Origin of the sequence: Weissella confusa, assembly GCF_004766315.1 — a bacterium.
Lineage (GTDB): Bacteria > Bacillota > Bacilli > Lactobacillales > Lactobacillaceae > Weissella > Weissella confusa_A.
In genome coordinates, this window is the sequence record NZ_PVSN01000021.1 from 15626 (window position 1) to 40362 (window position 24737).

Sequence of the window (24737 nt, forward strand, 5' to 3'; positions counted from 1 at the left end):
TGTCAGTTTCCTACTATAATATAGTCAGCAATAGTGAATAATAAAATTAACTTACAAAAAGTACACCTTTTTATTTCCCATTTAAATTTACTTCTGGTATTCTAATTACATTCAATAAGAGAATCACATAAACGAAGGAGCATCCGAATATGACTATCCGTGGAATTCACCACTTGACGACGATTACGTCAGATTCACCAAAGATTTTTGATTTCTTCTCAGGTGTTATGGGTCTTCACTTGATTAAGAAGACTGTTAACCAAGACGACGTACGTACGTACCACTTGTACTTTACTGATGACATGGGATCAGCTGGAACGGTTTTGACGAATACGGTGTTAAGCACGATGCTGAAACTCACGAAGAGTTCGGTGTTAAGTACTTGGACTTCGAAGACTTCGACGGACAATTGTACGCCTTGGAGTCAAACGAGAAGAACACGGGTACTTGGGCTGAAGGTACGCCATGGCAATACTCATCAGTTGAGCCAGAGCACGCTATCCTAGGTTTGGGTGCACAATTGTTGACGATCAACAACGAGAACGCAATGCACATGGTTTTGACATCTGTATTGGGTGCTAAGGAAGTTGCTCGCGACGGCGATGACGTTTTGTACGAATTCGACAACGCTGGTTTCGGTGGTCAAGTTCACACGCGTTTGGTACGTTTGTTGCCACGTGGTTTGCAAGGTTACGGAAACGCGCACCACTTCGCCTTGGCAGTTGATGATGAAACGGCTTTGAACTTCTGGATCAACCGTTTGCGTCAATTGGGATTCCAAGACTCAGGCTTCGTGGATCGATTCTACTTCAAGTCAGAGTACTTCCGTCCAACACCAGGAATCTTGTTCGAAATCGCTACGAACGGACCAGGATTCTTGCAAGACGAGACGTACGAAGAGGCAGGACACCACTTGGAGTTGCCACCATTCTTGGAGAACATGCGTGATGAAATCGAAGCTGGTTTGATTCCATTTAACTCAGCTGAAGATGATTTGCCATCACCAGAAGTGTTCAAGAAGAACGTTTCTGATAATGCAGAAAACTAATTAATATGATTGAAGCAGGACGTAAGCAGCGCTTATGACCTGCTTCTTTTGTATCTGGACACTATTGCTTGTTAAAAGTTAGCGCTTACAGGTATAATGGAGACACAATTTGAACGGAGAATAGGACGATGGCCAAGAAAAAGTATAAGAACAACATTCGACACGCCTATGTATCAGGTGATCCTGATTTAGCACCATTGCTATTGCTACACGGTACTGGTGGAGATGAAACGGATTTGCTTGAAATTGCCGAATTTATGGCACCTGAAAATCCAAAGATTTCTATTCGTGGTCGTGTTAGTGAAAAAGGCATGAATCGTTATTTTGAACGCTACGAAGAAGGTGAGTTCAATCTAGAGTCACTTCACGCAGAAACGGATTGGTTGGTTGATGCGGTTCATGAGCTTTCTAAGCGCTACGAATTGCACGAAGAATCAATGATTATGATGGGATTCTCAAACGGGGCGAACGTCGGGGCACACGCCATGATGGCCCGCGAAGATACACCATGGAAGACGGCGTTGCTGTTCCACGCGATGTCAGTTGAACGCTTGGGTGATGATATTCAAGATTTGACGGATTCACGTGTGTTTGCAACGTTCGGTGAGTTTGACCCAATCATTTCTGAGACAAACTTTGATATGTTGACTGAAGACTTGCGTAAGGGTGGGGCATTGTTGTCTACGTTTGCGACGAAGACGTCACACACAATGTCACAACCTGAAATGCAAGCTGCAAAGCTTTGGTTGGATGCCAACGACTTGTTGGACGTGGATGACGAGCCTGAATGGCCAGCATCATTGATGTACGGCGCGGACGAACATGATCACGATCACGGACACGATCATGGTCATGACCATGGACACGACCACCACCACCACGAAGAGGATGACCACGAGTGGCACTACCCAGATGGTCAACCTGCCGATGATGAAGATGTAGTGGAAAAGTTGCCCGAAGACTAGTAAACTTATTCACATAAGAACTAGTTAAGAGGAGATGTCACAATGGCATTTGAAACAACAGTAAATGTAGCTGGGGATTCAGTAACTTACCACTTTAACCCGCAATTGAAGAAGTATGCATTGGGTGACACGGGCTTCGTGACTAACAACGCTGGTGCGTACGTCATGCAACGCTCACTTGAGCCGGCTAAGGGACTTGCTAATGCAATCAAGCTCAAAGTCGTTGTGAACAAGGACTTGACGGGTATGAAAATCAAGACAGTTAACCCAAATGGGGCAGCAACTGTTAACATTTTCGCCCGCAAAGATAACGAAGAGATGGTCGAGTTGTACCATTTCTACTTGAATGAGCTAGTTGATCGTGAGATTTTGACGGTCGACTAGGTCGTATATATAGAAAAGAGCATTCCAGTCGCGATTGGAATGCTCTTTTTTAAGCACGAAATGTTAAGGAATCCTTTAGTTTAGGGCTTTTCTGGTAGTCAGCTGCTATCCAAAAGTTAACGAAATGTTGAATCGTTACTTTTATATTGTAACAATCGTGACATAAAAGGGGCCAATAAACTAAATTTAAACCTAATTTTACGTAATTAGTCCCGAAAAAGCCCGGAATATGGCGAATGTTAACTGGTTAATAATATTTTTTAAAAGACTATTCTAATCGACATTTGAGCACTTATTTTTAGTAATATTACGTAAATGTTACACGAAAGGTCGGTTTAGGCAATTATGACGTTACGTAATGACTTCATTTTGTAACAAAACAACCGCTCTGATTGATAAACTAATACATGTTGTTAAGAGATACAGGTGTCACACATTAGCGATGATCCTAATGGCGTGTACCTGATAGTAATTGAAAAGATAGAGTTAATTAGAAGGAGAGTTTTTCCCATGAATAAGAAGATGATTACTGCATTGACTGTTGCTGGTTTGGCTACGTTCGCTATGGCCGAAAACGCATCTGCAGATACGTACACGGTACAATCAGGTGACACGTTGTCACAAATTGCAGCTAACCACAACACGACGGTTGACACTTTGGTTGCCAACAACAACATTGCTGATGCTAACGTAATCTTCGTTGGTCAACAAGTTGAAATTGACGGTGTTGCTTCAAACGCTTCATACGACGCAACGCAAGCTGATGTTGCTGCTGTTGTTGCTTCACAAGCACCTGTTACGCAAGAAGTATCATACACGGCACCTGTAACGACTGTTGATTACACAGCACAATCAGAAGCACCAGTTGCACAAGAAGTATCATACACGGCACCTGTAACGACTGTTGATTACACAGCACAATCAGAAGCACCAGTTGCACAAGAAGTATCATACACGGCACCTGTAACGACTGTTGATTACACAGCACAATCAGAAGCACCAGTTGCACAAGAAGTATCATACACGGCACCTGCCGCAACGACTACGACTACAACGACTGCTGCCGCTTCAGGTTCAACTTATGATCAATTTATCGCTGCTGGTGGTACTGATGCTTTGTGGACGGCTATCGTTATGCCTGAATCAGGTGGAAACCCAGATGCATCAAACGGTCAATACAAGGGATTGGGTCAAACGAACCAATCATGGGGAACGGGTAGCGTTTCTGACCAAACTGCAGGTATGTTGAACTACGCAACGTCACGTTACGGTTCAGTTGATTCAGCAATTGCCTTCCGTGCAGCTAACAGTTGGTGGTAAGATACTGCTTTAAATAAGAAAATACATCGATAACACAAAACCGCCACACTTCAAATTCGAAGTGTGGCGGTTATTTGTTTACTCTGCTTTGTCACAGCAGCTGTTGGTCTAAAACGCCTGACTTCAGTCAGACGTAAGACCAAAGACGCACCTGATAAGGGCGACTTGGTCACGTCGGAGGTTAAAACCTCCGACATTCTCAGTCTGCTTTATGTGTATCAGCAGCTACCGGAAACGTTAGGATAGAACCCTTTACAGGCCACATCCAGTACTTGTCGTTTGCGAGGAGTTGCATTTGTGCTGAATAGACATCGGTCGGTGTTGAAACCGTGGTGATGTCTGTCAGGTGGCTATAATCAAAACGATTTGGCACCAATATTTGTGAGACAAGGTGGCGGTCATCGTCGATTAAAATGCCTTCACCTTGATCGTCGTTTGCAAGAATAAGTAAACGTTCCATGATTTGCTCCGTTCTATGATTAAATGTCACGGAATAACTCTTGCCAAGCAGCTTTGTTTAACTTCGGCTTCTTACGTCGTGGTTGGCGTTCTTTTGGCACGTAGGTTGCTTTCTTGTACTGACGGACAATTTCAGCCTGTACATCCTTTTCCAAAGGTAATTCGTTGGAGACAAAATCAACCGCATCAATCGGGAAGTCAGGATAGGCGGTGTGGTTATCAATGAACCACGCACGCATTTCTGAATTGAGGCCAGCATGACGACGAATACGCTGCAATAGCTCATCGAGGCCAAAGTCCAAGTGATGAATCTGAGTCTGCAATTGACGCATCACCGCTTCTGGAATACCGATGTGATCAGCAAAGTGGGTGATGCCGAGCTTAATGAGCTTGCCATCCTCGTTTTGCAACACATATTGGTGCTTCAATCGGCGACCACAGTCACAATACAACTGTGGTCCAGAGTTACTATCGTAGTTATCGTTGTAGTTGTAGGCAACAAATTCCCAATTTTTACCATGGCCAACCAAATTCTGATCAACAAACAGTGATGTGTGTTGATAGCGAATGTGCTGTTTTAAGACAGCCTGCTGTTCGGTCGTTAAGTTACGCCATGTTTCTTGTCGTCGCTCACGAGTCAGAGCGACTTTTTTTGTTTTTGCAGTTGCCATTTGACGCTCCTTTCATGGTTAAATCGCATGACAACTATTATACGCTTGCTTAGTACCCAGCCTCAACTAGACGTTGATGCATAGCTTTGTAAACGCGTTCTACATCACGTGGTGTGCCACGTAGCTCGTAGTTAGCGATGACTGGTGCATTAAACGCTTGTGCGTAACGGCGCGCAGTGAGAATGTACTGTGCGTTGAAATTCTTATTACCAGATCCGACGATGCCTAATAATTGCTGCGCGTTATCGCCGGCCTCGATTTGGTCGTACAAGGCGTTAGTCATAATTTCATGTACGCCGTTGTCAATCCCATTACCACCATCTAGGTACGTTGGGACCAAAGCAAAATAAGGTGCGACTTCATCGGTATCAGCACTGCCGTCCGAAATTTCTACGGGTTCAAACTCAAGTTCACCTTGTTCATGAGCGTAAGTCACAAGGTTTTTAACGAATGACCGCGTATTTCCGGAAATTGATATATACAAAAGACGAACTTTCATGTTGTTTTCCTCATATGTTTCTTTACCATTTATTCCACTATACACTAGCACAATCACAAAAAACACACCCTTTTTGTACATAACGGAAAGTTATATTTAATGATTTTGTAATAAACTATTCGGAAGGTTGATTTGGCGGTAAATAGCGCTGTCAAGGCTTTTTTCTTCAAAAGTTACGCCTTGCATTCTGTTATGTACCTGACTATACTCAGAGACAGATATTAGCAAATGTCAGAAAATATAAAACCGAAAGATAAAGGTGAATAATATGCAAAACGTTACTGTATATACGAATAACAACTGTGTGCAATGCATGATGACAAAGAAGACGTTGGCACAATATGGGGTTAGCTACGTTGAAAAGAATGTTGAAGAAGATGAAGCAGCATTGACTTTCTTGAAGGATCAAGGTTACCAAGCTGTACCAGTTGTGTTCACAAACGATGCTGAGCCGATCAAGGGCTTCCGACCTGACTTGTTGGCACAACTTGCCAAAGCAATGTAACGACACAAACAGCTAGTTGTTGGCAATACTACCTAAACGTCGGTGCAGCCATGGGGGTTCCGCTTTACGTTAGGTAACACGGGGGAAATGATATGTCACTTGCTACTTTGGACCTAGATAAGGTCACCTACTTTGATTTAAATAATGAATTGAATATTCCCAAGGATAACAGCATCCAATTGGGAAAGGACAAGGAAGCTTTAGAAGCCTTCTTGGCAGAAAACGTTCGACCAAACACGCTCCAATTCGATTCCCTTCGTGATCGCTTCGATTATTTAATCGAACATGATTTTGTGGATCAAAAGATGTTGGACAGTTATTCATTTTCGTTCATTGAACGTTTGTATGACTATCTAAAGAGTCAAGATTTCCAATTTAAGTCTTTCATGGCTGCGTACAAGTTTTATGCGCAATATGCTGTTAAGACTAACGATGGTGATTATTATGTCGAAAACTACATTGATCGTGTTGCTATGAACGCGTTGTTCTACGGCGCTGGTAATGAAGAGTTGGCATTGAACTTGGCTGATGAAATGATTCACCAACGTTATCAGCCAGCCACGCCATCATTCTTGAACGCGGGTCGTTCACGACGTGGTGAGTTGGTGTCATGTTTTATTTTGCAAACGACTGATGATATGAATGCAATTGGTCGTGTGATTAACTCAGCATTGCAGTTGTCAAAGATTGGTGGTGGGGTTGGTATTAACCTATCAAACTTGCGTGAAGCAGGTGCACCAATTAAGGGGATTGCGAATGCCGCTTCAGGTGTTGTGCCGGTGATGAAGTTGTTGGAAGATTCATTCTCATACTCAAACCAAATGGGACAACGAAATGGGGCTGGTGTGGCTTATTTGTCAGTCTTCCACCCAGACATTATGGGTTTCTTGGCGGCCAAGAAGGAAAACGCGGATGAAAAGGTACGTGTGAAGACGTTGTCACTTGGTGTAACCGTACCAGATAAGTTCTACGACTTGATTCGTTCGAACGCTGATATGTTCTTGTTCTCACCTTATGATGTTGAACGTGAATATGGTGAGCCATTTAACTACGTTGATATCACGGCCGAGTATGACAACATGGTTCGTAATCCACGTATTAAGAAGACTAAGATTCGTGCGCGTGACTTGGAAAACGAAATTTCAAAGATGCAACAAGAATCAGGTTATCCATACGTGATTAACATTGATACGGTGAATGCAGCTAATCCAATTCACGGTAAGGTTGTGTCATCAAATCTTTGCTCAGAGATTTTGCAAGTGCAAAAAGCTTCTGAAATTGGTAATGATCAACAATACTACAAGATGGGGTCAGATGTTTCATGTAACTTGGGGTCAACTAACATCGTAAATATGATGGAAACGACTGACTTTGAACGTTCAGTGGACACAATGGTTCGTGCGTTGACGTTCGTTTCTGACAACTCTAACTTGGATATTGTCCCTTCAGTGCAAAATGGAAATCGTGAATTGCATGCTGTTGGCTTGGGTGCAATGGGGTTGCACGCATTCTTTGCTAAGAACCACATGCACTATGGGGATGAAGAAGCGATTGACTTTACCAACGCCTACTTCTTGATGTTGAATTACTACACATTGCTAGCTTCAAATAAGATTGCTAAAGAACGCGGTGAATCATTCTTTGAGTTTGAAAAGTCAGCTTATGCCGATGGCTCATACTTCAATAAGTATCTGATGGCTGATTGGTCGCCAAAGACTGATAAGGTTAAGGCAATTTTTGAGAAGCACCATTTCCCAACTAAGCACGATTGGGCAATGCTCAAGGAATCTATCCAAAAGCACGGCTTGTACAATGCTTATCGTATGGCGATTGCGCCAACGGGATCAATTTCATACGTTAATGATTCAACGGCATCTTTGCACCCAATCATTAACAAGATTGAGGAACGTCAAGAAAAGAAGATTGGTAAGATTTACTACCCAGCACCGTACTTGGGTACGGATACATTGCCATACTACGAATCAGCGTATAACTTGGATATGCGTAAGGTGATTGATGTTTATGCCACGGCACAACAACACATTGATCAAGGGATGGCTTTAACGTTGTTTATGCGTTCAACAATTCCAGCTGGCTTGTATGAGTGGAAGAATGGGCGCACTGAAAAGATGACGACCCGTGATTTGAACATCTTACGCATGTATGCTTATCACAAGGGCATCAAGTCAATTTACTACGTTCGAACTTATACCGATGACATGGAAGAGTTTGGCGTGAATGAGTGTGAAAGCTGCTCAATCTGATTAATTGGAATTGCGCACACTAAAAATGCAGAGCTGGTATAATCAACACCAGTAGCTCAGAAAACGGTCAGTGAGTGAATGACTTCCTGGCCGTTTTCGACTGAAGGAGAACATCGAATGACTGAAGGATATGTTGCAATCAACTGGAATAATGTTGAGGACGCAATCGACAAGGCGACTTGGGAAAAGTTGACTGAACAATTTTGGCTAGACACGCGTATTCCGTTGTCAAATGACTTGGATGATTGGCGTAAGATGGCTGAAAACGAACACTACTTGGTGGGTCACGTATTTGGTGGCTTGACGTTGCTTGATACGCTTCAATCACAAGATGGTATGGCATCATTGAAGAAGTCCGTTCGTACACAACACGAAGAAGCGGTATTGAACAATATCGAGTTTATGGAATCTGTTCACGCGAAGTCATACTCATCAATTTTTGAAACGTTGAACACGCCAGCTGAGATTGAAGAGATTTTCGACTGGACAAATACCAATGAATTTTTGCAGTACAAGGCGCAACGAATTAACCAGATTTACCAAACTGGGGATGACCTACAAAAGAAGGTGGCGTCTGTATTCTTGGAAACGTTCTTGTTCTACTCAGGGTTCTACACGCCACTTTGGTACCTAGGCCACAACAAGTTGAACAACGTTGCTGAAATCATTAAGTTGATTTTGCGTGATGAATCAGTTCACGGAACTTACATTGGTTACAAGTTCCAATTAGGCTTCAATGAGTTGCCTGAAGACAAGCAAGAAGAAATGAAGATGTGGATGTATGACTTGTTGTTGGATTTGTACAACAACGAAGAAAACTACACGAAGCATCTGTACGATGAAATCGGTTGGACGGAATCAGTGCTAACATTCTTGCGTTATAACGCAAACAAGGCATTGATGAACCTAGGTCAAGATCCACTGTTCCCTGATGGGGCAGAAGATGTTAACCCAATTGTGATGAATGGTATTTCAACGACAACGTCTAACCACGACTTCTTCTCACAAGTCGGAAATGGTTACCGTTTGGGTCAAGTCGAAGTGATGGAAGACGATGACTACAACATTGGCTTGGATTAGGTTGCATTACAAAAATTAAAATGTTATCATAATTCTCAAGATGAAACGTTAGGTGGAAACAGTTATGTTTAAGACGACAGTACAATTGAATGGTTGGTGGCGCAGCTAACGCGTCCGAACTGTGGTTGAAGCAGATTCGGTACGTGCTCTTTTGGAGCGTAAGTATTGAGTCTGTGCCGACTGATTTCCGTTAACGAAAGGTCTGCACGGGTTACCGCGCAGGCCTTTCTTTTTACCGCGAAAGGGGCACGCAAGGTGACTCTTTCGCGGTTTTATTTTGCAATTATTTACGGGGTAAAGGTTATGAACAAGAAAGTATTGACTGCTGTCGGCTTATTAGCTGCAGTGCTTGTTGCAGCAGGGGTCCAAGAATCAATCGCGGAACATAAAGCAGCTAAGGTCCCAACAGTGGGCGTTTTGCAATTTATGTCACACCCAGCATTGGATGCGATTAATAAGGGTATCAAGGAAGGTTTGGCGGATAGTGGATACACAGTGGGCAAGGATGTCAAAATTGATTTCCAAAATGCGCAAGGTGATCAATCTAACTTGAAGACGATGTCAACAAAGTTTGAGAACGAAGGTGCTGCTGTCTCAGTTGGTATTGCAACACCGGCAGCGGTTGCGTTGGCCAATACAATTAATGATAAGCCGGTTGTGTTTTCGGCTTCAACGAACCCAATGAGTGCCAAGTTAGTCAAGAGCTACGAGAAGCCAGGTGGCAATGTCACGGGTGTTTCTGATCAGGCACCACTCGAGGCGCAATTGAAGATGATGAAAGAATTTTTGCCAGACATGAAGACACTGGGTGTTATCTACACATCATCAGATGACTCAGCCACGACTGAAGCTCGCAAGATGATTGCGCTGGCTGAGAAGGCGGGACTAAAGGTGAAGGCGTACTCAATCGCATCATCAAATGATTTGAATCAAACGTCACTACAAATGGTTGAAAACCATAACGTTGACGCTGTCTTTGTGCCAACTGATAACACGATTGCTGGGGCCATGACAACATTGATTAAGAACACGGACGCCGCTAAGGTGCCAGTGTTCCCAACGGCCGATACGATGGTTAAAGATGGTGGTGTTGCCGCTGAATCAATCAACCAGAAAAACATTGGTGTTATGACTGGGAAGATGGTTGCAAAGATTTTGAAGGGGGCTAATCCTATGACGTTGCCAGTTGATTTTACAAAGACTGGTGAATTGGTTGTGAACAAGGCCCAACTTGAGAAGTTAGGGTTAACGATGCCAAAGGGCTACGATCACGCGAAGTTCGTGAAGTAAGGAGAACGGTATGAATATTTTAGTTTCAGCGATTGGACAAGGACTCTTGTGGGCGACACTTGGAATTGGGTTGTTTTTGACTTTTCGTATCTTGGATTTCCCAGATATGACAGTTGAAGGAACTTTTCCGCTTGGTGCCGCAACGGCGGTTACGTTGATTTCAAACGGTATGAATCCAGGCTTGGCGAGTTTGATTGCGGCTGGTGCGGGTGCATTGGCGGGGTTGGTGACCGGCTTGATTTACACCAAGGGTAAGGTGCCGATTTTGTTGGCTGGTATTTTGACAATGACGGCGGTTTACTCAATTAACCTGCGTATCATGGGTCAGGCCAACCGTTCTTTACTTGGTAAAGGGACCCTATTTTCAGCAGACTTCCTAGATTTCTTGCCTAAGAACTTCCCAACGGTGGTTGTTGGATTGGTAATCATTGTGGTTGTAACGGCAGCGACGGCTATTTTCTTGCAAACAGAACTTGGTCAAGCATTCATTGTGACGGGTGACAACCGTGCGATGGCGCGTTCGCTTGGTGTTAATACAGATAACATGACGATTATGGGGTTGATGATTTCTAACGGTTTGATTGGCTTGGGTGGTGCATTAGTTGCACAAAACAACGGCTTTGCGGACGTTAACATGGGAATCGGTATCATCGTCGTCGCTTTGGCGTCAATCATCATTGGTGAGGTTGTGTTCACTGATCAAATGTCTTTGACAGATCGTTTGGTAACGATTGTCATTGGTTCTGTACTGTACCGCTTCGTGTTGGTTATCGTGCTTTACTTGGGCTTCAACGCCAACGATTTGAACTTGTTCAGTGCTGTTGTGCTTGGTGTGGCCTTGACGTTGCCACAACTTCGCAAAGTGTTGAAACTAGATAGTGTTTTGAAGAAGGGGGTCGCCTCACATGACTAAGACAAGTTTACGATTAGAAAATGCTACGGTGGTGGTTAACCAAGGTACGCCTGAAGAAAAAACAATCTTGAATGATGTTTCATTGACGTTGAACGAAGGTGATTTTGTCACAGTGTTGGGATCTAACGGTGCTGGTAAGTCAACGTTGTTCAATGTTATCGCTGGCTCACTTGCATTGACGAGCGGACACATTTACCTAGGTGATGAGGATGTCACGCGATTGTCTGAAACGCAGCGCACGAAGTTTTTGGCGCGTGTGTTCCAAGACCCTAAGTTGGGTACGGCGCCTCGTATGACGGTGGCAGAGAACTTATTGTTTGCGGAACGTCGCGGGTTGTCACGTCGTTTGAAGGGACGTGGCTTGACGAAAGAAAAGTTGGCTGATTTTGCCAAAGTCGCTGCGACGATGGGAAATGGTTTGGATTCACGTCTGAATGTCGCGACGGGCGACTTGTCTGGTGGACAACGTCAAGCGCTATCATTTTTGATGGCCACGCGTTTGCGTCCAGAATTGTTGTTGCTCGATGAGCACACAGCGGCGTTGGACCCAAAGACGAGTGAGCAATTGATGGCTGTGACTGACCAACGCATTCGTGAGGATCACTTGACGGCTTTGATGATTACGCACCACTTGGAAGATGCGATTCAATACGGTAATCGTTTGATTATCATGTCAGCTGGTCAAATCTCACTAGATGTGTCAGGTGAAGAAAAGCAACAATTGACGGTTCCTGATTTGTTGGGTTACTTTAACCGTTATTAACATAAGCATAAGTGAGGACAACGTTTCGGTGTTGTCCTCTTTTTTGATCACAGACATATTCGCCCCATCACGGTGACAAAAGTGGTAAATTAAAAGGTGAGTTTTTTTACGGAGGTGTGAGATGAAAATTGATCGGACACGCTTGCTAACAGTTGGTCGAGCCGTGGTGGTCGGCATTCTGGTTGGTATCGTCGTCAGTACATTTCGTTGGTTGGTTGAGCTGATTCTAGATCAGTGGCGCCATGTCTATCATCAACTTGTTGTTTCACCAGATAAGGGCTTCTGGTTGGCCGGCACAATAATTGCCATGATTCTATTTACATTCATTGTTGGCCAAATCATTAAAGGTGACCCTAACGTTAACGGGTCTGGTATTCCGCAAGTTGAAGGGCAGTTGGCGGGACAGATGACGGTTAATCCGTTCTCTGTTTTGTGGCGTAAATTTACAGCTGGACTATTAACAATTGGTTCAGGTGCGATGCTTGGTCGTGAAGGGCCATCAATTCAGCTGGGCGCCGCGGTTGCCCAATTATATGGTGAGAAGCGTGGCTTTGATTCACGTAACAACAAACTAATGATTGCAATGGGGGCTGCAGCGGGCTTGTCAGCTGCATTCGGAGCGCCAGTTGCTGGTACATTATTTGTGCTTGAAGAGGTTTACCGCACGTTCTCAATGCTGGTTTGGCTAGGTGCATTAACAAGCGCCGTTGTTGCGGACATGGTCTCGGTTAATGTCTTTGGTCTGACGCCAGTGCTTAGCATGACTAATCTGCATCACTTGCCACTAGCAGACTATGCCTGGTTGCCAGTCTTGGGTATTTTATTGGGCTTGTTCGGTTACGCTTATCAACGTGCAACCTTGTGGGCACCTAACATGTTCCGCTGGTTGAAGTGGCTACCACGTCACTACCACTTTATTGTCGTCTTCCTATTGTTGATTCCGGTTGGTATCTGGGCGCCACAAGCCCTTGGCGGTAGTGCAAGCTTGATTTTGCATGATGCTAACTTTATGCCGACGATTGGTGTCTTGATTGGTCTGATTATTTTGCGCTTTGTATACTCAACGATTGCGTTTGGCTCAGGGGTGCCAGGTGGTATCTTCTTACCAATCCTAACGTTGGGGGCATTGTCAGGCGCTTTGTTTGGTGCGGTACTTGTTCATTTTGGTTTGCTTGCACCAATCAATGTAATGAATATGATGATTGTCGGCATGGCTGGTTACTTCGCAAGTATCTCAAAAGCACCATTTACAGCCATTGTATTGATTGCTGAAATGGTGGGATCAATGACGCACTTAGTTGCTATGGCAATCGTGGCATTGATTGCTTATCTAGTGGTCGATTTCTTAGGTGGTGAACCAATTTATGAGTCATTGTTGGCTCGCTTGCATTTGCCAGATCAACTATCTGCTTTGCGCGGTCGTCTTGAAGAAATGACGTTTGTTGTGGCGCCAGGTAGTTCACTTGAAGATGCCGAAGTGCGTCAACTGCAATTGCCACGAGGTGTTTTGATTCAACGTATCCGTCGTGGTCGTGAAGAGCACTTGCCAAATGGTGATTTCATATTACAAGTTGGGGATGAATTGTCATTGTTGACTGATGAAGCACAATTCAAGCAGGTTTGGGCTGTGATGCAAGATTTGAATAAGGAAACGGAGACGCAACATGGATAAGTTGTTTTGGCAACGTTTACTAGCTGTGGGCGTTGGGGGCTTTTTTGGTGGGGCATTACGTGAATTGCTTGCGTTGCTCATCCAAGTAACGTCTTTTCCATTGTCTACGTTAGTCATTAATCTAACCGGTACCTTCGTATCAGCATTCTTAGTTGTGATTTGGTCAAAGAAAATTACGCTGGCCCAACCCTTGGCCGACTTTATTATGGTTGGGGTGCTAGGCGCCTATACAACGTACTCAACAGCCATTTTGGATATGGTTAAGCATGGTTGGGTAATCGGCTTTGTCTATATTGTCTTAAGCATTGTCGGCGGTGTATTAGTTGTGTATGCCGGTCGTGCGCTCGCTGAAAAGGTGGTGGCGTAGGATGTTGATACAAATTGGACTAGCTGGGTTAGGTGCAGTGATTGGCTCAATGGGTCGCTTTTCACTTTTGGAAATGGCACCCAAGGTATTTGGCACGGCGAGCGCTTGGATGGTAATGGTCATTAATTTAACGGCCACATTTTTAATTGGTATTTTGTTCGGCATGCACTTGCCACTGTTACAAAATACATTCTGGGCAACCGGTATTATGGGTGGTTATTCTACTTTTTCAACACCCATCGTTGAGCTCGCCAATGGGTTGCCTAATCGATCAGAACGAACCCGAGTTTTGTTGAAAACCGTATTGGCTTTTGCTGGTGGTGTACCAGTATTGCTGATTGGTTTTTGGCTAGGGTCGCTATTCTAATCATTTCGTGTTAAATTGATACACGACATATACAATTTTGGAGTTGGATATTATGAGTAAGATTGCAGTTTTAGTTGATAGTTCTAGTTATATTGCGCCAGCTGATTTGGCAGCATTGAACATCTATCAAATCAACGATCCTATTATGATGGGTGAGCAAGTTTTTCATGAAAATGAGAGCTGGGCATCTCAAGAAGAATTTTACACATTTCAGCGCACAGCTGAACCGGCATTGACGACGTCTCAACCAGAAATCGGTTCGTTCATGACTAAGTTTGATGAATTAGCTGACGCAGGTTACACAGATGTCATTGTTGTCGTGCTGTCATCAGGTATTTCAGGTGCCTTCTCGTCACTTGAATCATTGGCTGGTACGGTGGAGAACATTAACGTTCACGTATGGGATTCACAAATTGCTGCTAGTGGGGCCGGAAATCAAGCTAAGTTAGCAGCTGAAATGGTGATGGCTGGAAAAGAAGTGCCAGCTATCCTAGCGCGTTTGGAAGAACTACGTGCGACAACGAAGGCGTTGTTCGCTGTGGATGAAATTCGTCACTTGCAACGCACTGGTCGCATTTCTGGTGGCCAAGTAACGTTGGGGTCATTGCTAAACATCAAACCATTGCTAACCTTTGAAGATACGAAGATTATTGCCATTGGTAAGGAACGTGCGATGAAGCGTGCCTGGAAGAAGATTGAAGCTGACTTTAAGGCAGTTCACGATAGTGTGGATTACAAGATTCGTGCCACGATTGTGGATGGTAACAATCCTGATTTGGCTGATCAATGGGCAGCTGATTTGACGGAACAATTCCCTGATATTGTTGTTGAACGTAGCATCATCGGACCTTACATCGGTGTTCACACTGGCGAAAAGGCAATGGGACTTATCTGGGCCCAAGACTACAAAACATTAGAAATTTAAGTAAAAGGTCTATACCAACTATTGTGTGGTATAGACCTTTTTAGCGTTGTCAAAATAGGGCATAAGCGTAAAATAGGTAACATTGGTATACAAAATATCTTTAGGAATTATTAGTAGGGGATTTACAAATGAAGGACTATCTACAACGAATGGGTCGTTCATTGATGTTGCCTGTTTCAGTTTTGCCAGCTGCTGCTTTGTTGGCTGGTATCGGAAACTGGATTATGCGCATCGATGGTTCAGTCGCCCAATCGATTGGAAACTTTTTAGCAATTGCTGGTAACGGTGTCTTAGGACAATTGGCATTGTTGTTCGCTGTCGGTCTTGCACTTGGAATGGTGCAAAAGAAGGAAGCTGGTGCGGTGGCTTTGGCTGCTGTCGTGGCATACGAGTTGCCAGTCTTCTTGTTGGCACCGGCACAAATCGCCACGTTGACGAATGTGAAAGTCGCACATGTTAATCCGGCATTTGAGGCATTGGTAAATAACAACGTCTTGCTTGGAATTGTGGCTGGACTAGTTGCAGCTGCTTTGTACAACCGTTTCAGTGAAGTTCGCTTGCCAACGGCGCTTGCGTTCTTTAGTGGTAAGCGTTCAGTACCAATTATTTCTGCGGTGGCGATGTTGGTTATCTCAGTTGCGCTATTGTTTGTGTGGCCACCAGTATACACGGGCTTGGTAACGTTCGCTAAGTTTATCTCAGGTCTTGGCTGGGTTGGTGCTGGTTTGTATGGATTCTTCAACCGTATGTTGATTCCAACGGGATTGCACCACGCATTGAACTCTGTGTTCTGGTTTAACATTGCTGGTATTAATGATATCGGAAATTACTGGGCATCAACTGGTACAAAGGGTATCACTGGTATGTACCAAGCTGGCTTCTTCCCAGTTATGATGTTTGGTTTGCCAGCTGGTGCGTTTGCGATTTATCGTCAAGCGCGTCCAGCCCAAAAGAAGCGCGTTGGATCATTGATGTTGGCTGCTGGAATCGCTGCCTTCTTCACTGGTGTAACAGAACCACTGGAATTCTCATTCATGTTCGTAGCATGGCCTTTGTATGTCATCCACGCTATTTTGATGGGATTGTCATTGGCAATTGCAGCCTTCTTCCACTGGACGTCAGGATTTACGTTCTCAGGTGGTTTGGTTGATTACGTTTTGAGTTTCTCAATGCCATTGGCTAACAAGCCTTACATGTTGCTTGTGCAAGGTCTTGTGTTTGCTGTTTTGTACTACGCAATCTTTACGTTTGCGATTAAGAAGTTCAACTTGATGACACCTGGACGTGATCCTAAGGATGACGACGATGCAGCTAACAACGTTCAAGTTGGTAAGGCTGCAACGGTTGGTGGCGAAGATAAGTATCTCCGCACGGCACGTATGGTTTGGTCAGCACTTGGTGGGGATGCTTCTGCTAAGGAAAACTTGACGTACCTTTACAACTGCACGACGCGTTTGCGTTACAAGATGACAGATACGTCATTGGCTGACGTTGATGCCTTGAAGAAGACACCTGGTGTTATGGGTGTTAACGTTTTGGATGATCACCAAATTCACATTGTTATCGGTCCGGATGTGCAATTCGTTGCCGACAACGTTGAAAAGATTTACAACGGTGAAATTTCATCTAAGTTGGAGAATCCATTGTCTGCTGACGAAGCAAAGCCAGTGGATTATGCTCCAGCTGGTAAGGAAGAAAACTTCTTTGCCATTGCAAATGGCTCATTGCTTCACATTGAGCACGTTCAAGATGAGACGTTCGCGTCAAAGATGATGGGTGATGGTTTCGCAATTGAACCAGCTGATAACAACATTACCGCGCCATTGGATGCTGAAGTAACCATGGTTGCACCAACAAAGCACGCTATTGGTTTGCGTACGGAAAGTGGTTTGGAAGTGTTGGTTCACATGGGAATTAACACCGTTGAAATGAACGGAGAACCATTTGATGTGAAGGTATCAGTTGGCGATAAGGTTAAGCACGGTGACTTGCTTGCAACGATGGATATCGGAGCAGTTAAGGCAGCGGGTAAGCTTGCCGCGACGATGGTTATCTTCATGGGCTTGGCTGAAAATGCTGAAGTTAAGGTAGATGACGAGGATATCTTTGATGGTATCGGCGGCAACTATGTTGGACGCGTTATCTTTTAATCACATATAATTAAGGAAGCTCGAACGAACTGTTCGGGCTTTTTTACTGAAAGAAAAGTAAGCATTTTTTGTTGAACGTATGTTCCGTGGGTGGTACACTCAAACATGAGCGTACGGGCACGATTGTGCAGAGAAATAATTATATAGAGAGATTTGTTTAGAAGGTAAAACGAATGAGCTTAATTAATCGTGAACGAATAAATGAAATTCGACAGGCAAATGACATTCCTGTCCGGGAGTTGGCAAATATCGGTATTAGCCGAAACCGTTACTACCGTTATTTGAATGAAGAAAACGATTTGCCTGCTGAAGGGTTCATTTCGTTGATGAGTCATTTGCTTTTAACGGGTGCCGAAATTAATACGGAATTGGTTAACGGGCAAGACACGGTTGAAGGATTGATGAACGAGTTGCTAGACGCTAACCGTAAGCGCGATCCTGAGACGATTAAGGAAGTTAGTCGACGTAGCTATCAACTATTCCGTAACACCATGGCGCGTGGCTTCTTGCGCGTGGCGAGTTTGGCAGGCGTCCTACATGCGCGATTGATTCCTGATGAGCATGCACAAATTGCCCAACAGATTTTGATTGATTCATTTGAGGCTGTTAAGATTTGGCGCGAAATGGACGTTGCGCTATTGTATCCGGTAATTGCTGAAGTCGAGCAAAAGGATGCTTTCAACTATTTGTCAGTTATTTGGCAAAAAGCATGGCCTCACGGTACGATGGAGCGCCTAAATGCAACGACAGCACGTTATCTAATTGAATTGCTTAAGGCGGATGAATTTGATTTAGAGACGTTTAAACAAGTGGCTGACTGGATGGCTAACCAAGCTAAGAGTGCAATGAGCTTCGCTTGGTGGGCAACCGTGGTTAGTCAGTTGGAAAACCACGAATGGGATGCAGTAAAGCAACAAGTTGCAAATGCCGCTGCTATTGGCATGACTGATATGGCTGATTTAGCCGAAGAATTGGTAACGGTTTGGTATCAACGTGCTGAAAATAGGTAAAAGAAAAGGAGAGTGAACATAGGTTCCTCTCCTTTTACTTTATTTGTTGGCAATCACTTCGATGTGGTTGCCCTCGAAATCATCAAGATGAAAAATGATGTGACGACCATCTTCTGATTCGGTTGCTGGCTTTGCTTGGGTGACGTAGTAGTTGATGAAGTGGTTTTCAACCGTTTCCTTATGGTTGCGAACTGTTACCTGAACTGTAATTGGTTCAGCGTCTGGATCTTCTTCAAACACAATTGATTGTTGGTCGAAGTATAGGTGACGTGACTCATTTTCACCAAATTCAGTTGGTAAATCAAACACTTCACGGTAAAAGCGAACCGCACGAGCAACGTTTTTGCTTGGAATACGGAGTGGGGTAAACTTACGAACACGCATTAAACAAACTTCCTTTTTTATTTTCAATTATACGCTGTGATTGATAAAAATCACATTTTTGGAAAAATTGGTGTTTGCGCCCTCTTTATTAATGGAGGTGCGACGAATGTTACAAACAATCAAATCGGTTGCTGAGTTGGGACAATACTTGGCGAATGAATATGGTGATAAGCCACAAGAAAGTTGCTGGTTAATTGCGGTTAATACACAAATGCGTGTGCTTGAGCTACAACAAGTGGCACAAGGAACGTTAGATGGGGTATCGATTCACCCGCGCGACATCTTTAGGAGATTGGTGGCGTTGAATGCCTATGGGTTTATTTTGGTTCATAATCATCCGAGCGGTAATTTAAAAGCATCGCTAGCGGATCGACTTTTTATGCGACAACTAGCGTATTGCAGCACCTTGATGCAGGTACATTTTTTCGATTTTATGATTATTGGATTAGACGGTTTTGTGAGCCTAAGAGCGACAGGGGAGTTACCCAAAATCGGCCTTGAAACCCTGTATGATTTATGGACGGATGCTAACAACTTGTGATACACTAAATAAGAAATTAATGTGGCGTTTTTATGTAGTGCCATACGATGAATGATAATAAAAATTAGTAAAGAAAAGGGATAAAAACCGTGTTTTCATTTGGAACTCGAAATGTCGGAATCGACCTAGGAACTGCCAACACGTTGGTATACATTGAAGGTAAGGGAATCGTCTTGCGCGAGCCATCAGTAGTTGCGCGCAACACAAAGACAAACGAGGTTGTTGCCGTTGGTGCAGCTGCCCGTGATATGTTGGGTCGTACGCCAGGTTCAATCAAGGCTATCCGCCCAATGCGCGATGGTGTTATCGCTGATTACGAAACAACTGTTGCGATGTTGAAGTACTACCTAGGCAAGGCCTTGGGTGGTCGTGGCTCAAAGCCATACGTTACAATCGGTGTACCATCTGGTGTAACGGCTGTTGAGCGTCGTGCAGTAATCGATGCTGCCCGTGTTGCTGGTGCTCGTGACGCCTACGTGATTGAAGAGCCATTCGCAGCCGCTGTTGGTGCCGGTTTGCCAGTTATGGAACCAACTGGATCAATGGTTGTTGACCTTGGTGGTGGAACGACTGACGTTGCCACGATTTCATTGGGTGGTATCGTGTCATCACGTTCAATCCGTATGGCTGGTGATAAGCTTGATGAAGCTATCATGTCATACATCCGCCAAAAGTACTCAGTATTGATTGGTGAGCAAACGGCAGAACGTTTGAAGATGGAAGTTGGATCAGCTGATGTTGAAGCTGCCAAGGACATGGAAGGTACAATGGCTCGCGGTCGTGACTTGGTAACTGGTTTGCCAAAGACGATTGATATCGAAGCGACTGATGTTGCCGAAGCTATCAAGGATGGCATTGCTGAAATCATCGTTGCTATTAAGGAGACGTTGGAAGCGACGTCTCCAGAAATTGCAGCTGACGTTATCGACCACGGTATCGTTTTGACTGGTGGTGGTGCTATGTTGAAGCACCTTGATGAAGTAATTGCTGAAGCAACTAAGGTGCCAGTATTCGTTGCACCAGAGCCATTGGATGCAGTTGCCATCGGTACTGGTGAAGCATTGAAGTCAATCGATGTTTTGAAGAACAACTAATCAATTTTAACGATAACGCCGCACCATTCGGTGTGGCGTTATTTGTTAGCAAAACTGACGAAAGGCATGTTTGATATGAAGAATATCTTAACTTCACGACGTTTGGTTGTAGCGGTTATCGTTGCAATCGTGACAATCGGTGTGATTGTCATTAGTTCGCGAGCACAAAACTCTCAAAAAGAACCTTCTTTGCCAACGCGTGTTGTGTCCGACGTTTCAGGTTGGGTATCAAGTGTTGTCAGTTCACCAGTTAAAGCAGTTAGCGGTGGATATGAGGCAGTCTCAGGGTTGCTAAACACATACAAAGAAAATCAAGCATTAACTGAAAAGGTTGATGATTTAGCACAAGCGAAGGTGCAATTGCAAACGTTGCAAGCCGAAAATCGTGCATTGAAGGATCAATTGCAAATCGAAAACACGTTGACCGACTATAAGGTTGTTAATGCGGTTGTTATTTCACGTTCACCAAGTAATTGGCAATCACAATTGATTGTTAACAAGGGATCAAATGCAGGCATCAAGAAGGGTATGTCTGTGATGGGTTCTGGTGGTTTGATTGGTCGCGTCTCTGAAGTGAATACAACGAACTCGAAGGTTGAGTTGTTATCTGATGACAGCCAAGTTGCGGATCGTTTTACAATCCGTGTGGCCAACAAGAACGGCGATGTTGTTGACGGTATTGTGACCAGCTTCAATCAAGAAAAGAACTTGATTGTGATGGGACAAATTACGTCAGATGTCGCTTTGGAAAAGGGTGATCTTGTCACGACCAGTGGTTTGGGTGGTGTTACGCCAGCTGGACTTTACGTTGGTAAGGTACAAAAGGTTAGCCAAGATGACTACGGTCTATCAAAGAAGATTTACATTAAGCCAGCAACGGACTTTAACAATATTCCAGTTGTTAGTGTGGCTATCCCACAACAATAGCAAAAAAAGACGTCACGCTCTGCAAAACGCAGGGTGTGACGTCTTTTTTTGCTATTGTTGTCTCGGTAATACAAGACATGGCGCCCATTTAAAGGCTGTAAATGACGATTATTATGGTCATAATGCACATGGAACTCAGCTAATTGGGCCGCTGAAATAGTCATTGGTTGTTCTAACACATACCAGTCGACATTTTCAGATAGCGGTGGCGTTGTTAGCGAACCGATGTAATGATAGTATGACCGGTTCGTTGGTAACAAGTCGGTAACCTCGCATGAGAAAACGGACTCGTCATCAATACGGTTTAAAATGCTAGCAAACGTTTCTGATGGGGCACCTAGTCTTAAGAAGACGCCGATCACTGCCAAACGCCCGTCGGCACCTTCGTGCACGAAATGAATTTCACCATCATATGTCTGGCCATCGAGGGTATGCTCGCTGGGGGCGTGGACGTGAAACTGTTTCAAACGGAACGGACGATTAGCGATTATCGCTGTTCCTGTTAGCCCAACCTCTAAACCTTGGCCAGTGTCGCGAACGTAATTGGCATTAAGGTCGTAGTACAATTCTAATGACGCAGGGTAGTCAATCTTGTCAGTGGCTTTGCTTGTAATCGCGATTGGCGATTGCATTAAACCAGCTGTCAGTGACCAAGACTCTTGCGCATCATAATTGAGTTTTTGCATGAATCTAGTCCCTTCTGAAGTGTCTCTCTCTCCTCAGAACACTTTTAGTGTATCAACAGTCCGGGAAATTGGCCAGAGGGTTTTTAAGAGTCGTGCAATAAATGTGACAATTTGTTGACGTTCGACAAGTGGTAGGGATAATATAGTAGAAGCTACAAACAATCGTAGTGCTTAATGGAGAAGATAAATGTTGAAATACGTGCACACCTCATGGTTACATTTTGTCCTGGTGTATATCGCAATCATGCTAGACGGGGGGATTGCGCTGTACTTTGCACCAGTGCTATTTAAAATGCCGATGTCGGCCAGCCCATATCTATCATTGATTGTCATGATGATGCCGGTGCTGACCGGAACGGTTACGCAAATGAAGGAACGCAGTTTATATATTGCGGCCTTCCTAGGCGGCTTGCTGTTTGATATTTTTTATTCGGGTTTGATTGGTATTTCAATGATTGGTTTCCCGTTGACGGTATGGCTTGCTAGCAAGTTGCAACGTTACTTACCAACGTCATTTATTTCATCAGTTGCGGTTTGGTTTGTGTCGATGAGCATGTACTTGGTGTTTGATTACGCTGGGTTTGGTATCATCAACCTAACCAATTTGAACATTCCGGACTTCATTATTTTCCACATGTTCCCAACGTTGATTGTTAATTTGCTATTGTTGGTCTTGGTATACGGTCTGCTAAATTACTGGTATCACGCAACACGTCAACCAGATATTTCAGCATATAATGTTGATGATAGTGACTTGAATGGGCGCATGCCATCATTAAATTCGAAGTCACGATCACGTTCGATTCGTTAGTCCGGTTTGAAACTGTTGACTTACGACACTAATTACTTTAAAGTAATCCCATAAAGATTTGATTGGACGAGTAGTCTAACGTCGGTGCTAAGAGAGTTGCGCAGAAGCTGGGAAGCAACCATCGGCCTAGATGAACCACACCCATGATTATCGATACATCACAAAATGTATCCGGATCGCCTCGTTATAGGCGCGCGCCTGGTTAAATCAGGGGCTAGAGTGTTGGTTGGTAACAACTAACAAAATTGAGGTGGAACCACGATTTTTATCGTCCTCAAGTAACCTATTTTTGGGTTGCTTGAGGACTTTTTTATTGCAGGAAATGGAGTACAAGGTATGGATTACATGATGCAAATTATGCCAAGTTTGCTGGATGGACTTAAGATGACCATCGGTGTCTTCGCATTAACTTTAATTGGATCAGTGCCGTTGGGAATTTTGGTGGCATTGGCATTGAAATCAGATATTTTCTTGTTGCGCTGGGTAACGAATGGTTATATCTGGGTGATGCGTGGCACGCCATTGTTGCTTCAAATTGTGTTTGTCTACTATGGGTTGAGTTTAGCTCACATTGTGACATTCCCACGTTTTGAAGCCGCGGTCATCACATTTATTATTAACTATGCTGCGTACTTCGCTGAGATTTTCCGTGGGGGGCTACAAAGCATTCCGCAAGGACAATATGATGGCGCAAAAGTACTTGGTCTAACCCGCTGGCAAACGATGCGTAAGATTGTTTTGCCACAAGTGGTTAAGATTGTGATGCCATCAGTTGGAAACGAAGTGGTGACGCTGGTTAAGGATACGTCTTTGGTCTACGTTATCGGTTTGGGCGACTTGATGCGTGCTGGTAATATTGCGGCCTCACGTGACGTTACGTTGGCACCCTATCTACTAGTCGGTTTGCTATATTTGATTTTGACGGCAGTCGCAACCGTGTTGCTACGTCGAATTGAAACGAATATGAACTACTATCGTTAAGGAGTAAGAAGAATGCTAGAAATTAAAAACTTAGCTAAGTCATATGACACGCGCACGATTTTTAAGAACATGAATCTTACAGTTAACGACGGTGAGGTTTTGAGTATTGTTGGTCCTTCAGGTATTGGTAAGACAACGTTCTTGCGAATCGTTGCTGGTTTACTACCTGCAGATCAAGGTGAGTTAATTCTGAACGGTGAGTCGCTTGATTTAACTGGTGAACGCACCGGCGCCCAAGTTGGGGTTATTTTCCAAGACTTTAATTTGTTTCCACAATATACCGTGAAGGAAAATGTGATGTTGGCACCACAAATGGTGCACAATGAGTCAAAGGCTGAGGCTGCCGAAAATGCAGACCGCTTGCTAGCGGATTTGGGATTGACGGCCCAAGCAGACCAATATCCATTCCAGTTGTCTGGTGGACAAAAGCAACGTGTTGCCATCGCACGTGCATTGGCGATGAAGCCTGGTATTTTGGCATATGATGAACCAACATCTGGTTTGGATGCTGAATCAACGGAACGTGTTATTGCAGTGATTAAGCAGTTGCAAGCGCAAGGTGTGACGCAATTGATTGTTACTCACGATTTGCCATTTGCTGAGGCCGTGGCTGATAAGACCTTTGATTTTGGGACGGATGTTGAACGATAGGGGGCTGTCG

The 24737-nt window shown here is 44.1% G+C and carries 26 protein-coding genes and 1 pseudogene; 22 read left to right on the forward strand and 5 right to left on the reverse strand.

The window, feature by feature from the left end; translation table 11 throughout:
- The first annotated feature begins 149 nt into the window (after positions 1 to 149).
- The 4 genes and pseudogenes from C6P11_RS03495 (at position 150) to C6P11_RS03510 (ending at position 3717) form a co-directional block, all read left to right on the forward strand.
- Positions 150 to 1048 (forward strand): annotated as a pseudogene (locus C6P11_RS03495) (VOC family protein).
- A gap of 128 nt (positions 1049 to 1176) precedes the next feature.
- A complete protein-coding gene (locus tag C6P11_RS03500; RefSeq protein ID WP_135518604.1) occupies positions 1177 to 2013 on the forward strand; it encodes an alpha/beta hydrolase in 837 nt (278 codons plus the stop codon).
- Positions 2014 to 2055: 42 nt separating this feature from the next.
- A complete protein-coding gene (locus C6P11_RS03505; protein WP_135518606.1) occupies positions 2056 to 2397 on the forward strand; it encodes a DUF1831 domain-containing protein in 342 nt (113 codons plus the stop codon).
- A gap of 510 nt (positions 2398 to 2907) precedes the next feature.
- Positions 2908 to 3717, forward strand: coding sequence for a LysM peptidoglycan-binding domain-containing protein (locus C6P11_RS03510; protein ID WP_135518608.1), 810 nt, complete (start codon positions 2908 to 2910; stop codon positions 3715 to 3717).
- Between the two features lie 199 nt (positions 3718 to 3916).
- On the opposite strand, the gene C6P11_RS03515 is transcribed toward C6P11_RS03510, so the two are convergent.
- Genes C6P11_RS03515 through nrdI form a run of 3 tightly spaced genes read right to left on the reverse strand, consistent with a single transcriptional unit; the run spans position 3917 to position 5346 of the window.
- The gene (locus tag C6P11_RS03515; protein ID WP_135518610.1) at positions 3917 to 4177 is read right to left on the reverse strand and encodes a hypothetical protein; all 261 of its coding nucleotides are present in this window, start codon (positions 4175 to 4177) and stop codon (positions 3917 to 3919) included.
- A 19-nt stretch (positions 4178 to 4196) separates the two neighbouring features.
- Complete coding sequence (locus C6P11_RS03520; RefSeq protein ID WP_135518612.1) at positions 4197 to 4847, reverse strand: hypothetical protein; 651 nt, start codon at positions 4845 to 4847, stop codon at positions 4197 to 4199.
- Between the two features lie 49 nt (positions 4848 to 4896).
- Complete coding sequence (nrdI, locus tag C6P11_RS03525; RefSeq protein WP_135518614.1) at positions 4897 to 5346, reverse strand: class Ib ribonucleoside-diphosphate reductase assembly flavoprotein NrdI; 450 nt, start codon at positions 5344 to 5346, stop codon at positions 4897 to 4899.
- 268 nt (positions 5347 to 5614) lie between these two features.
- Between nrdI and nrdH the strand changes: the two genes are divergently transcribed.
- The 12 genes from nrdH (at position 5615) to C6P11_RS03585 (ending at position 18652) form a co-directional block, all read left to right on the forward strand.
- Complete coding sequence (nrdH, locus tag C6P11_RS03530) at positions 5615 to 5851, forward strand: glutaredoxin-like protein NrdH (protein WP_135518616.1); 237 nt, start codon at positions 5615 to 5617, stop codon at positions 5849 to 5851.
- A 92-nt stretch (positions 5852 to 5943) separates the two neighbouring features.
- Positions 5944 to 8115 (forward strand): class 1b ribonucleoside-diphosphate reductase subunit alpha, encoded by a 2172-nt coding sequence (nrdE, locus tag C6P11_RS03535; RefSeq protein WP_135518618.1) that lies wholly within the window; start codon positions 5944 to 5946, stop codon positions 8113 to 8115.
- A 117-nt stretch (positions 8116 to 8232) separates the two neighbouring features.
- Positions 8233 to 9195 carry a class 1b ribonucleoside-diphosphate reductase subunit beta gene (nrdF, locus tag C6P11_RS03540; protein WP_087044100.1) on the forward strand — a complete coding sequence of 321 codons (963 nt, stop codon included), beginning with the start codon at positions 8233 to 8235 and terminating at the stop codon, positions 9193 to 9195.
- Positions 9196 to 9498: 303 nt separating this feature from the next.
- Positions 9499 to 10485: a tryptophan ABC transporter substrate-binding protein gene (gene trpX, locus C6P11_RS03545; protein WP_135518620.1), complete on the forward strand. Its 987-nt coding sequence runs from the start codon at positions 9499 to 9501 to the stop codon at positions 10483 to 10485.
- Between the two features lie 10 nt (positions 10486 to 10495).
- A complete protein-coding gene (locus C6P11_RS03550; RefSeq protein WP_135518622.1) occupies positions 10496 to 11398 on the forward strand; it encodes an ABC transporter permease in 903 nt (300 codons plus the stop codon).
- Positions 11391 to 12161, forward strand: a complete 771-nt coding sequence (locus C6P11_RS03555; RefSeq protein WP_135518624.1) for an ABC transporter ATP-binding protein — start codon at positions 11391 to 11393, stop codon at positions 12159 to 12161. The genes C6P11_RS03550 and C6P11_RS03555 overlap by 8 nt, the downstream gene beginning before the upstream one ends.
- A gap of 121 nt (positions 12162 to 12282) precedes the next feature.
- Positions 12283 to 13833: a ClC family H(+)/Cl(-) exchange transporter gene (locus C6P11_RS03560; protein WP_135518626.1), complete on the forward strand. Its 1551-nt coding sequence runs from the start codon at positions 12283 to 12285 to the stop codon at positions 13831 to 13833.
- Positions 13826 to 14200 (forward strand): fluoride efflux transporter FluC, encoded by a 375-nt coding sequence (locus tag C6P11_RS03565; protein ID WP_135518628.1) that lies wholly within the window; start codon positions 13826 to 13828, stop codon positions 14198 to 14200. The genes C6P11_RS03560 and C6P11_RS03565 overlap by 8 nt, the downstream gene beginning before the upstream one ends.
- Position 14201: 1 nt before the next feature.
- Positions 14202 to 14567, forward strand: a complete 366-nt coding sequence (locus C6P11_RS03570; protein ID WP_135518630.1) for a CrcB family protein — start codon at positions 14202 to 14204, stop codon at positions 14565 to 14567.
- 52 nt (positions 14568 to 14619) lie between these two features.
- On the forward strand, positions 14620 to 15492 hold the full coding sequence (locus C6P11_RS03575) for a DegV family protein (RefSeq protein WP_135518632.1): 873 nt from the start codon (positions 14620 to 14622) through the stop codon (positions 15490 to 15492).
- 128 nt (positions 15493 to 15620) lie between these two features.
- Positions 15621 to 17642, forward strand: a complete 2022-nt coding sequence (gene nagE, locus C6P11_RS03580; protein WP_135518634.1) for an N-acetylglucosamine-specific PTS transporter subunit IIBC — start codon at positions 15621 to 15623, stop codon at positions 17640 to 17642.
- Positions 17643 to 17815: 173 nt separating this feature from the next.
- Positions 17816 to 18652 carry a hypothetical protein gene (locus tag C6P11_RS03585; RefSeq protein WP_135518636.1) on the forward strand — a complete coding sequence of 279 codons (837 nt, stop codon included), beginning with the start codon at positions 17816 to 17818 and terminating at the stop codon, positions 18650 to 18652.
- Between the two features lie 39 nt (positions 18653 to 18691).
- Here C6P11_RS03585 and C6P11_RS03590 read toward each other — a convergent pair whose 3' ends face one another.
- The gene (locus C6P11_RS03590; protein WP_135518638.1) at positions 18692 to 19036 is read right to left on the reverse strand and encodes a lactoylglutathione lyase; all 345 of its coding nucleotides are present in this window, start codon (positions 19034 to 19036) and stop codon (positions 18692 to 18694) included.
- A gap of 106 nt (positions 19037 to 19142) precedes the next feature.
- On the opposite strand from C6P11_RS03590, the gene C6P11_RS03595 reads away from it, so the two are divergent.
- From C6P11_RS03595 to mreC, 3 genes are all read left to right on the forward strand, one after another.
- The gene (locus C6P11_RS03595) at positions 19143 to 19577 is read left to right on the forward strand and encodes a JAB domain-containing protein (RefSeq protein ID WP_135518640.1); all 435 of its coding nucleotides are present in this window, start codon (positions 19143 to 19145) and stop codon (positions 19575 to 19577) included.
- An 89-nt stretch (positions 19578 to 19666) separates the two neighbouring features.
- Positions 19667 to 20671, forward strand: a complete 1005-nt coding sequence (locus C6P11_RS03600; RefSeq protein ID WP_135518642.1) for a rod shape-determining protein — start codon at positions 19667 to 19669, stop codon at positions 20669 to 20671.
- A gap of 75 nt (positions 20672 to 20746) precedes the next feature.
- Positions 20747 to 21598, forward strand: a complete 852-nt coding sequence (gene mreC, locus C6P11_RS03605) for a rod shape-determining protein MreC (RefSeq protein WP_135518644.1) — start codon at positions 20747 to 20749, stop codon at positions 21596 to 21598.
- Here mreC and C6P11_RS03610 read toward each other — a convergent pair.
- Positions 21532 to 22284: a carbonic anhydrase family protein gene (locus tag C6P11_RS03610; RefSeq protein ID WP_245299763.1), complete on the reverse strand. Its 753-nt coding sequence runs from the start codon at positions 22282 to 22284 to the stop codon at positions 21532 to 21534. The genes mreC and C6P11_RS03610 overlap by 67 nt on opposite strands.
- A 187-nt stretch (positions 22285 to 22471) precedes the next feature.
- Here C6P11_RS03610 and mreD point away from each other — a divergent pair, with 187 nt between their 5' ends.
- From mreD to C6P11_RS03625, 3 genes are all read left to right on the forward strand, one after another.
- Positions 22472 to 23095, forward strand: coding sequence for a rod shape-determining protein MreD (mreD, locus tag C6P11_RS03615; protein WP_135518646.1), 624 nt, complete (start codon positions 22472 to 22474; stop codon positions 23093 to 23095).
- A 336-nt stretch (positions 23096 to 23431) separates the two neighbouring features.
- The gene (locus C6P11_RS03620) at positions 23432 to 24076 is read left to right on the forward strand and encodes an amino acid ABC transporter permease (RefSeq protein WP_003608185.1); all 645 of its coding nucleotides are present in this window, start codon (positions 23432 to 23434) and stop codon (positions 24074 to 24076) included.
- Positions 24077 to 24088: 12 nt separating this feature from the next.
- Entirely contained in the window at positions 24089 to 24727 is a 639-nt protein-coding gene (locus tag C6P11_RS03625; protein WP_135518648.1) for an amino acid ABC transporter ATP-binding protein, read from the forward strand.
- Positions 24728 to 24737 lie beyond the last annotated feature (10 nt).

Bases quoted from the DNA above. Each gene is read 5' to 3' on its own strand.
- C6P11_RS03560 (WP_135518626.1), top strand. From the start codon at position 12,283: ATGAAAATTGATCGGACACGCTTGCTAACAGTTGGTCGAGCCGTGGTG.
- nrdF (WP_087044100.1), top strand. From the start codon at position 8,233: ATGACTGAAGGATATGTTGCAATCAACTGGAATAATGTTGAGGACGCA.
- C6P11_RS03565 (WP_135518628.1), top strand. From the start codon at position 13,826: ATGGATAAGTTGTTTTGGCAACGTTTACTAGCTGTGGGCGTTGGGGGC.
- C6P11_RS03620 (WP_003608185.1), top strand. From the start codon at position 23,432: ATGGATTACATGATGCAAATTATGCCAAGTTTGCTGGATGGACTTAAG.
- C6P11_RS03520 (WP_135518612.1), bottom strand. From the start codon at position 4,847: ATGGCAACTGCAAAAACAAAAAAAGTCGCTCTGACTCGTGAGCGACGA.
- C6P11_RS03590 (WP_135518638.1), bottom strand. From the start codon at position 19,036: ATGCGTGTTCGTAAGTTTACCCCACTCCGTATTCCAAGCAAAAACGTT.
- C6P11_RS03610 (WP_245299763.1), bottom strand. From the start codon at position 22,284: ATGCAAAAACTCAATTATGATGCGCAAGAGTCTTGGTCACTGACAGCT.
- trpX (WP_135518620.1), top strand. From the start codon at position 9,499: ATGAACAAGAAAGTATTGACTGCTGTCGGCTTATTAGCTGCAGTGCTT.
- nagE (WP_135518634.1), top strand. From the start codon at position 15,621: ATGAAGGACTATCTACAACGAATGGGTCGTTCATTGATGTTGCCTGTT.
- C6P11_RS03505 (WP_135518606.1), top strand. From the start codon at position 2,056: ATGGCATTTGAAACAACAGTAAATGTAGCTGGGGATTCAGTAACTTAC.
- C6P11_RS03515 (WP_135518610.1), bottom strand. From the start codon at position 4,177: ATGGAACGTTTACTTATTCTTGCAAACGACGATCAAGGTGAAGGCATT.
- C6P11_RS03595 (WP_135518640.1), top strand. From the start codon at position 19,143: ATGTTACAAACAATCAAATCGGTTGCTGAGTTGGGACAATACTTGGCG.
- C6P11_RS03550 (WP_135518622.1), top strand. From the start codon at position 10,496: ATGAATATTTTAGTTTCAGCGATTGGACAAGGACTCTTGTGGGCGACA.
- mreD (WP_135518646.1), top strand. From the start codon at position 22,472: ATGTTGAAATACGTGCACACCTCATGGTTACATTTTGTCCTGGTGTAT.
- C6P11_RS03500 (WP_135518604.1), top strand. From the start codon at position 1,177: ATGGCCAAGAAAAAGTATAAGAACAACATTCGACACGCCTATGTATCA.
- C6P11_RS03555 (WP_135518624.1), top strand. From the start codon at position 11,391: ATGACTAAGACAAGTTTACGATTAGAAAATGCTACGGTGGTGGTTAAC.
- nrdH (WP_135518616.1), top strand. From the start codon at position 5,615: ATGCAAAACGTTACTGTATATACGAATAACAACTGTGTGCAATGCATG.
- C6P11_RS03585 (WP_135518636.1), top strand. From the start codon at position 17,816: ATGAGCTTAATTAATCGTGAACGAATAAATGAAATTCGACAGGCAAAT.
- nrdI (WP_135518614.1), bottom strand. From the start codon at position 5,346: ATGAAAGTTCGTCTTTTGTATATATCAATTTCCGGAAATACGCGGTCA.
- mreC (WP_135518644.1), top strand. From the start codon at position 20,747: ATGAAGAATATCTTAACTTCACGACGTTTGGTTGTAGCGGTTATCGTT.
- nrdE (WP_135518618.1), top strand. From the start codon at position 5,944: ATGTCACTTGCTACTTTGGACCTAGATAAGGTCACCTACTTTGATTTA.
- C6P11_RS03510 (WP_135518608.1), top strand. From the start codon at position 2,908: ATGAATAAGAAGATGATTACTGCATTGACTGTTGCTGGTTTGGCTACG.
- C6P11_RS03570 (WP_135518630.1), top strand. From the start codon at position 14,202: ATGTTGATACAAATTGGACTAGCTGGGTTAGGTGCAGTGATTGGCTCA.
- C6P11_RS03575 (WP_135518632.1), top strand. From the start codon at position 14,620: ATGAGTAAGATTGCAGTTTTAGTTGATAGTTCTAGTTATATTGCGCCA.
- C6P11_RS03625 (WP_135518648.1), top strand. From the start codon at position 24,089: ATGCTAGAAATTAAAAACTTAGCTAAGTCATATGACACGCGCACGATT.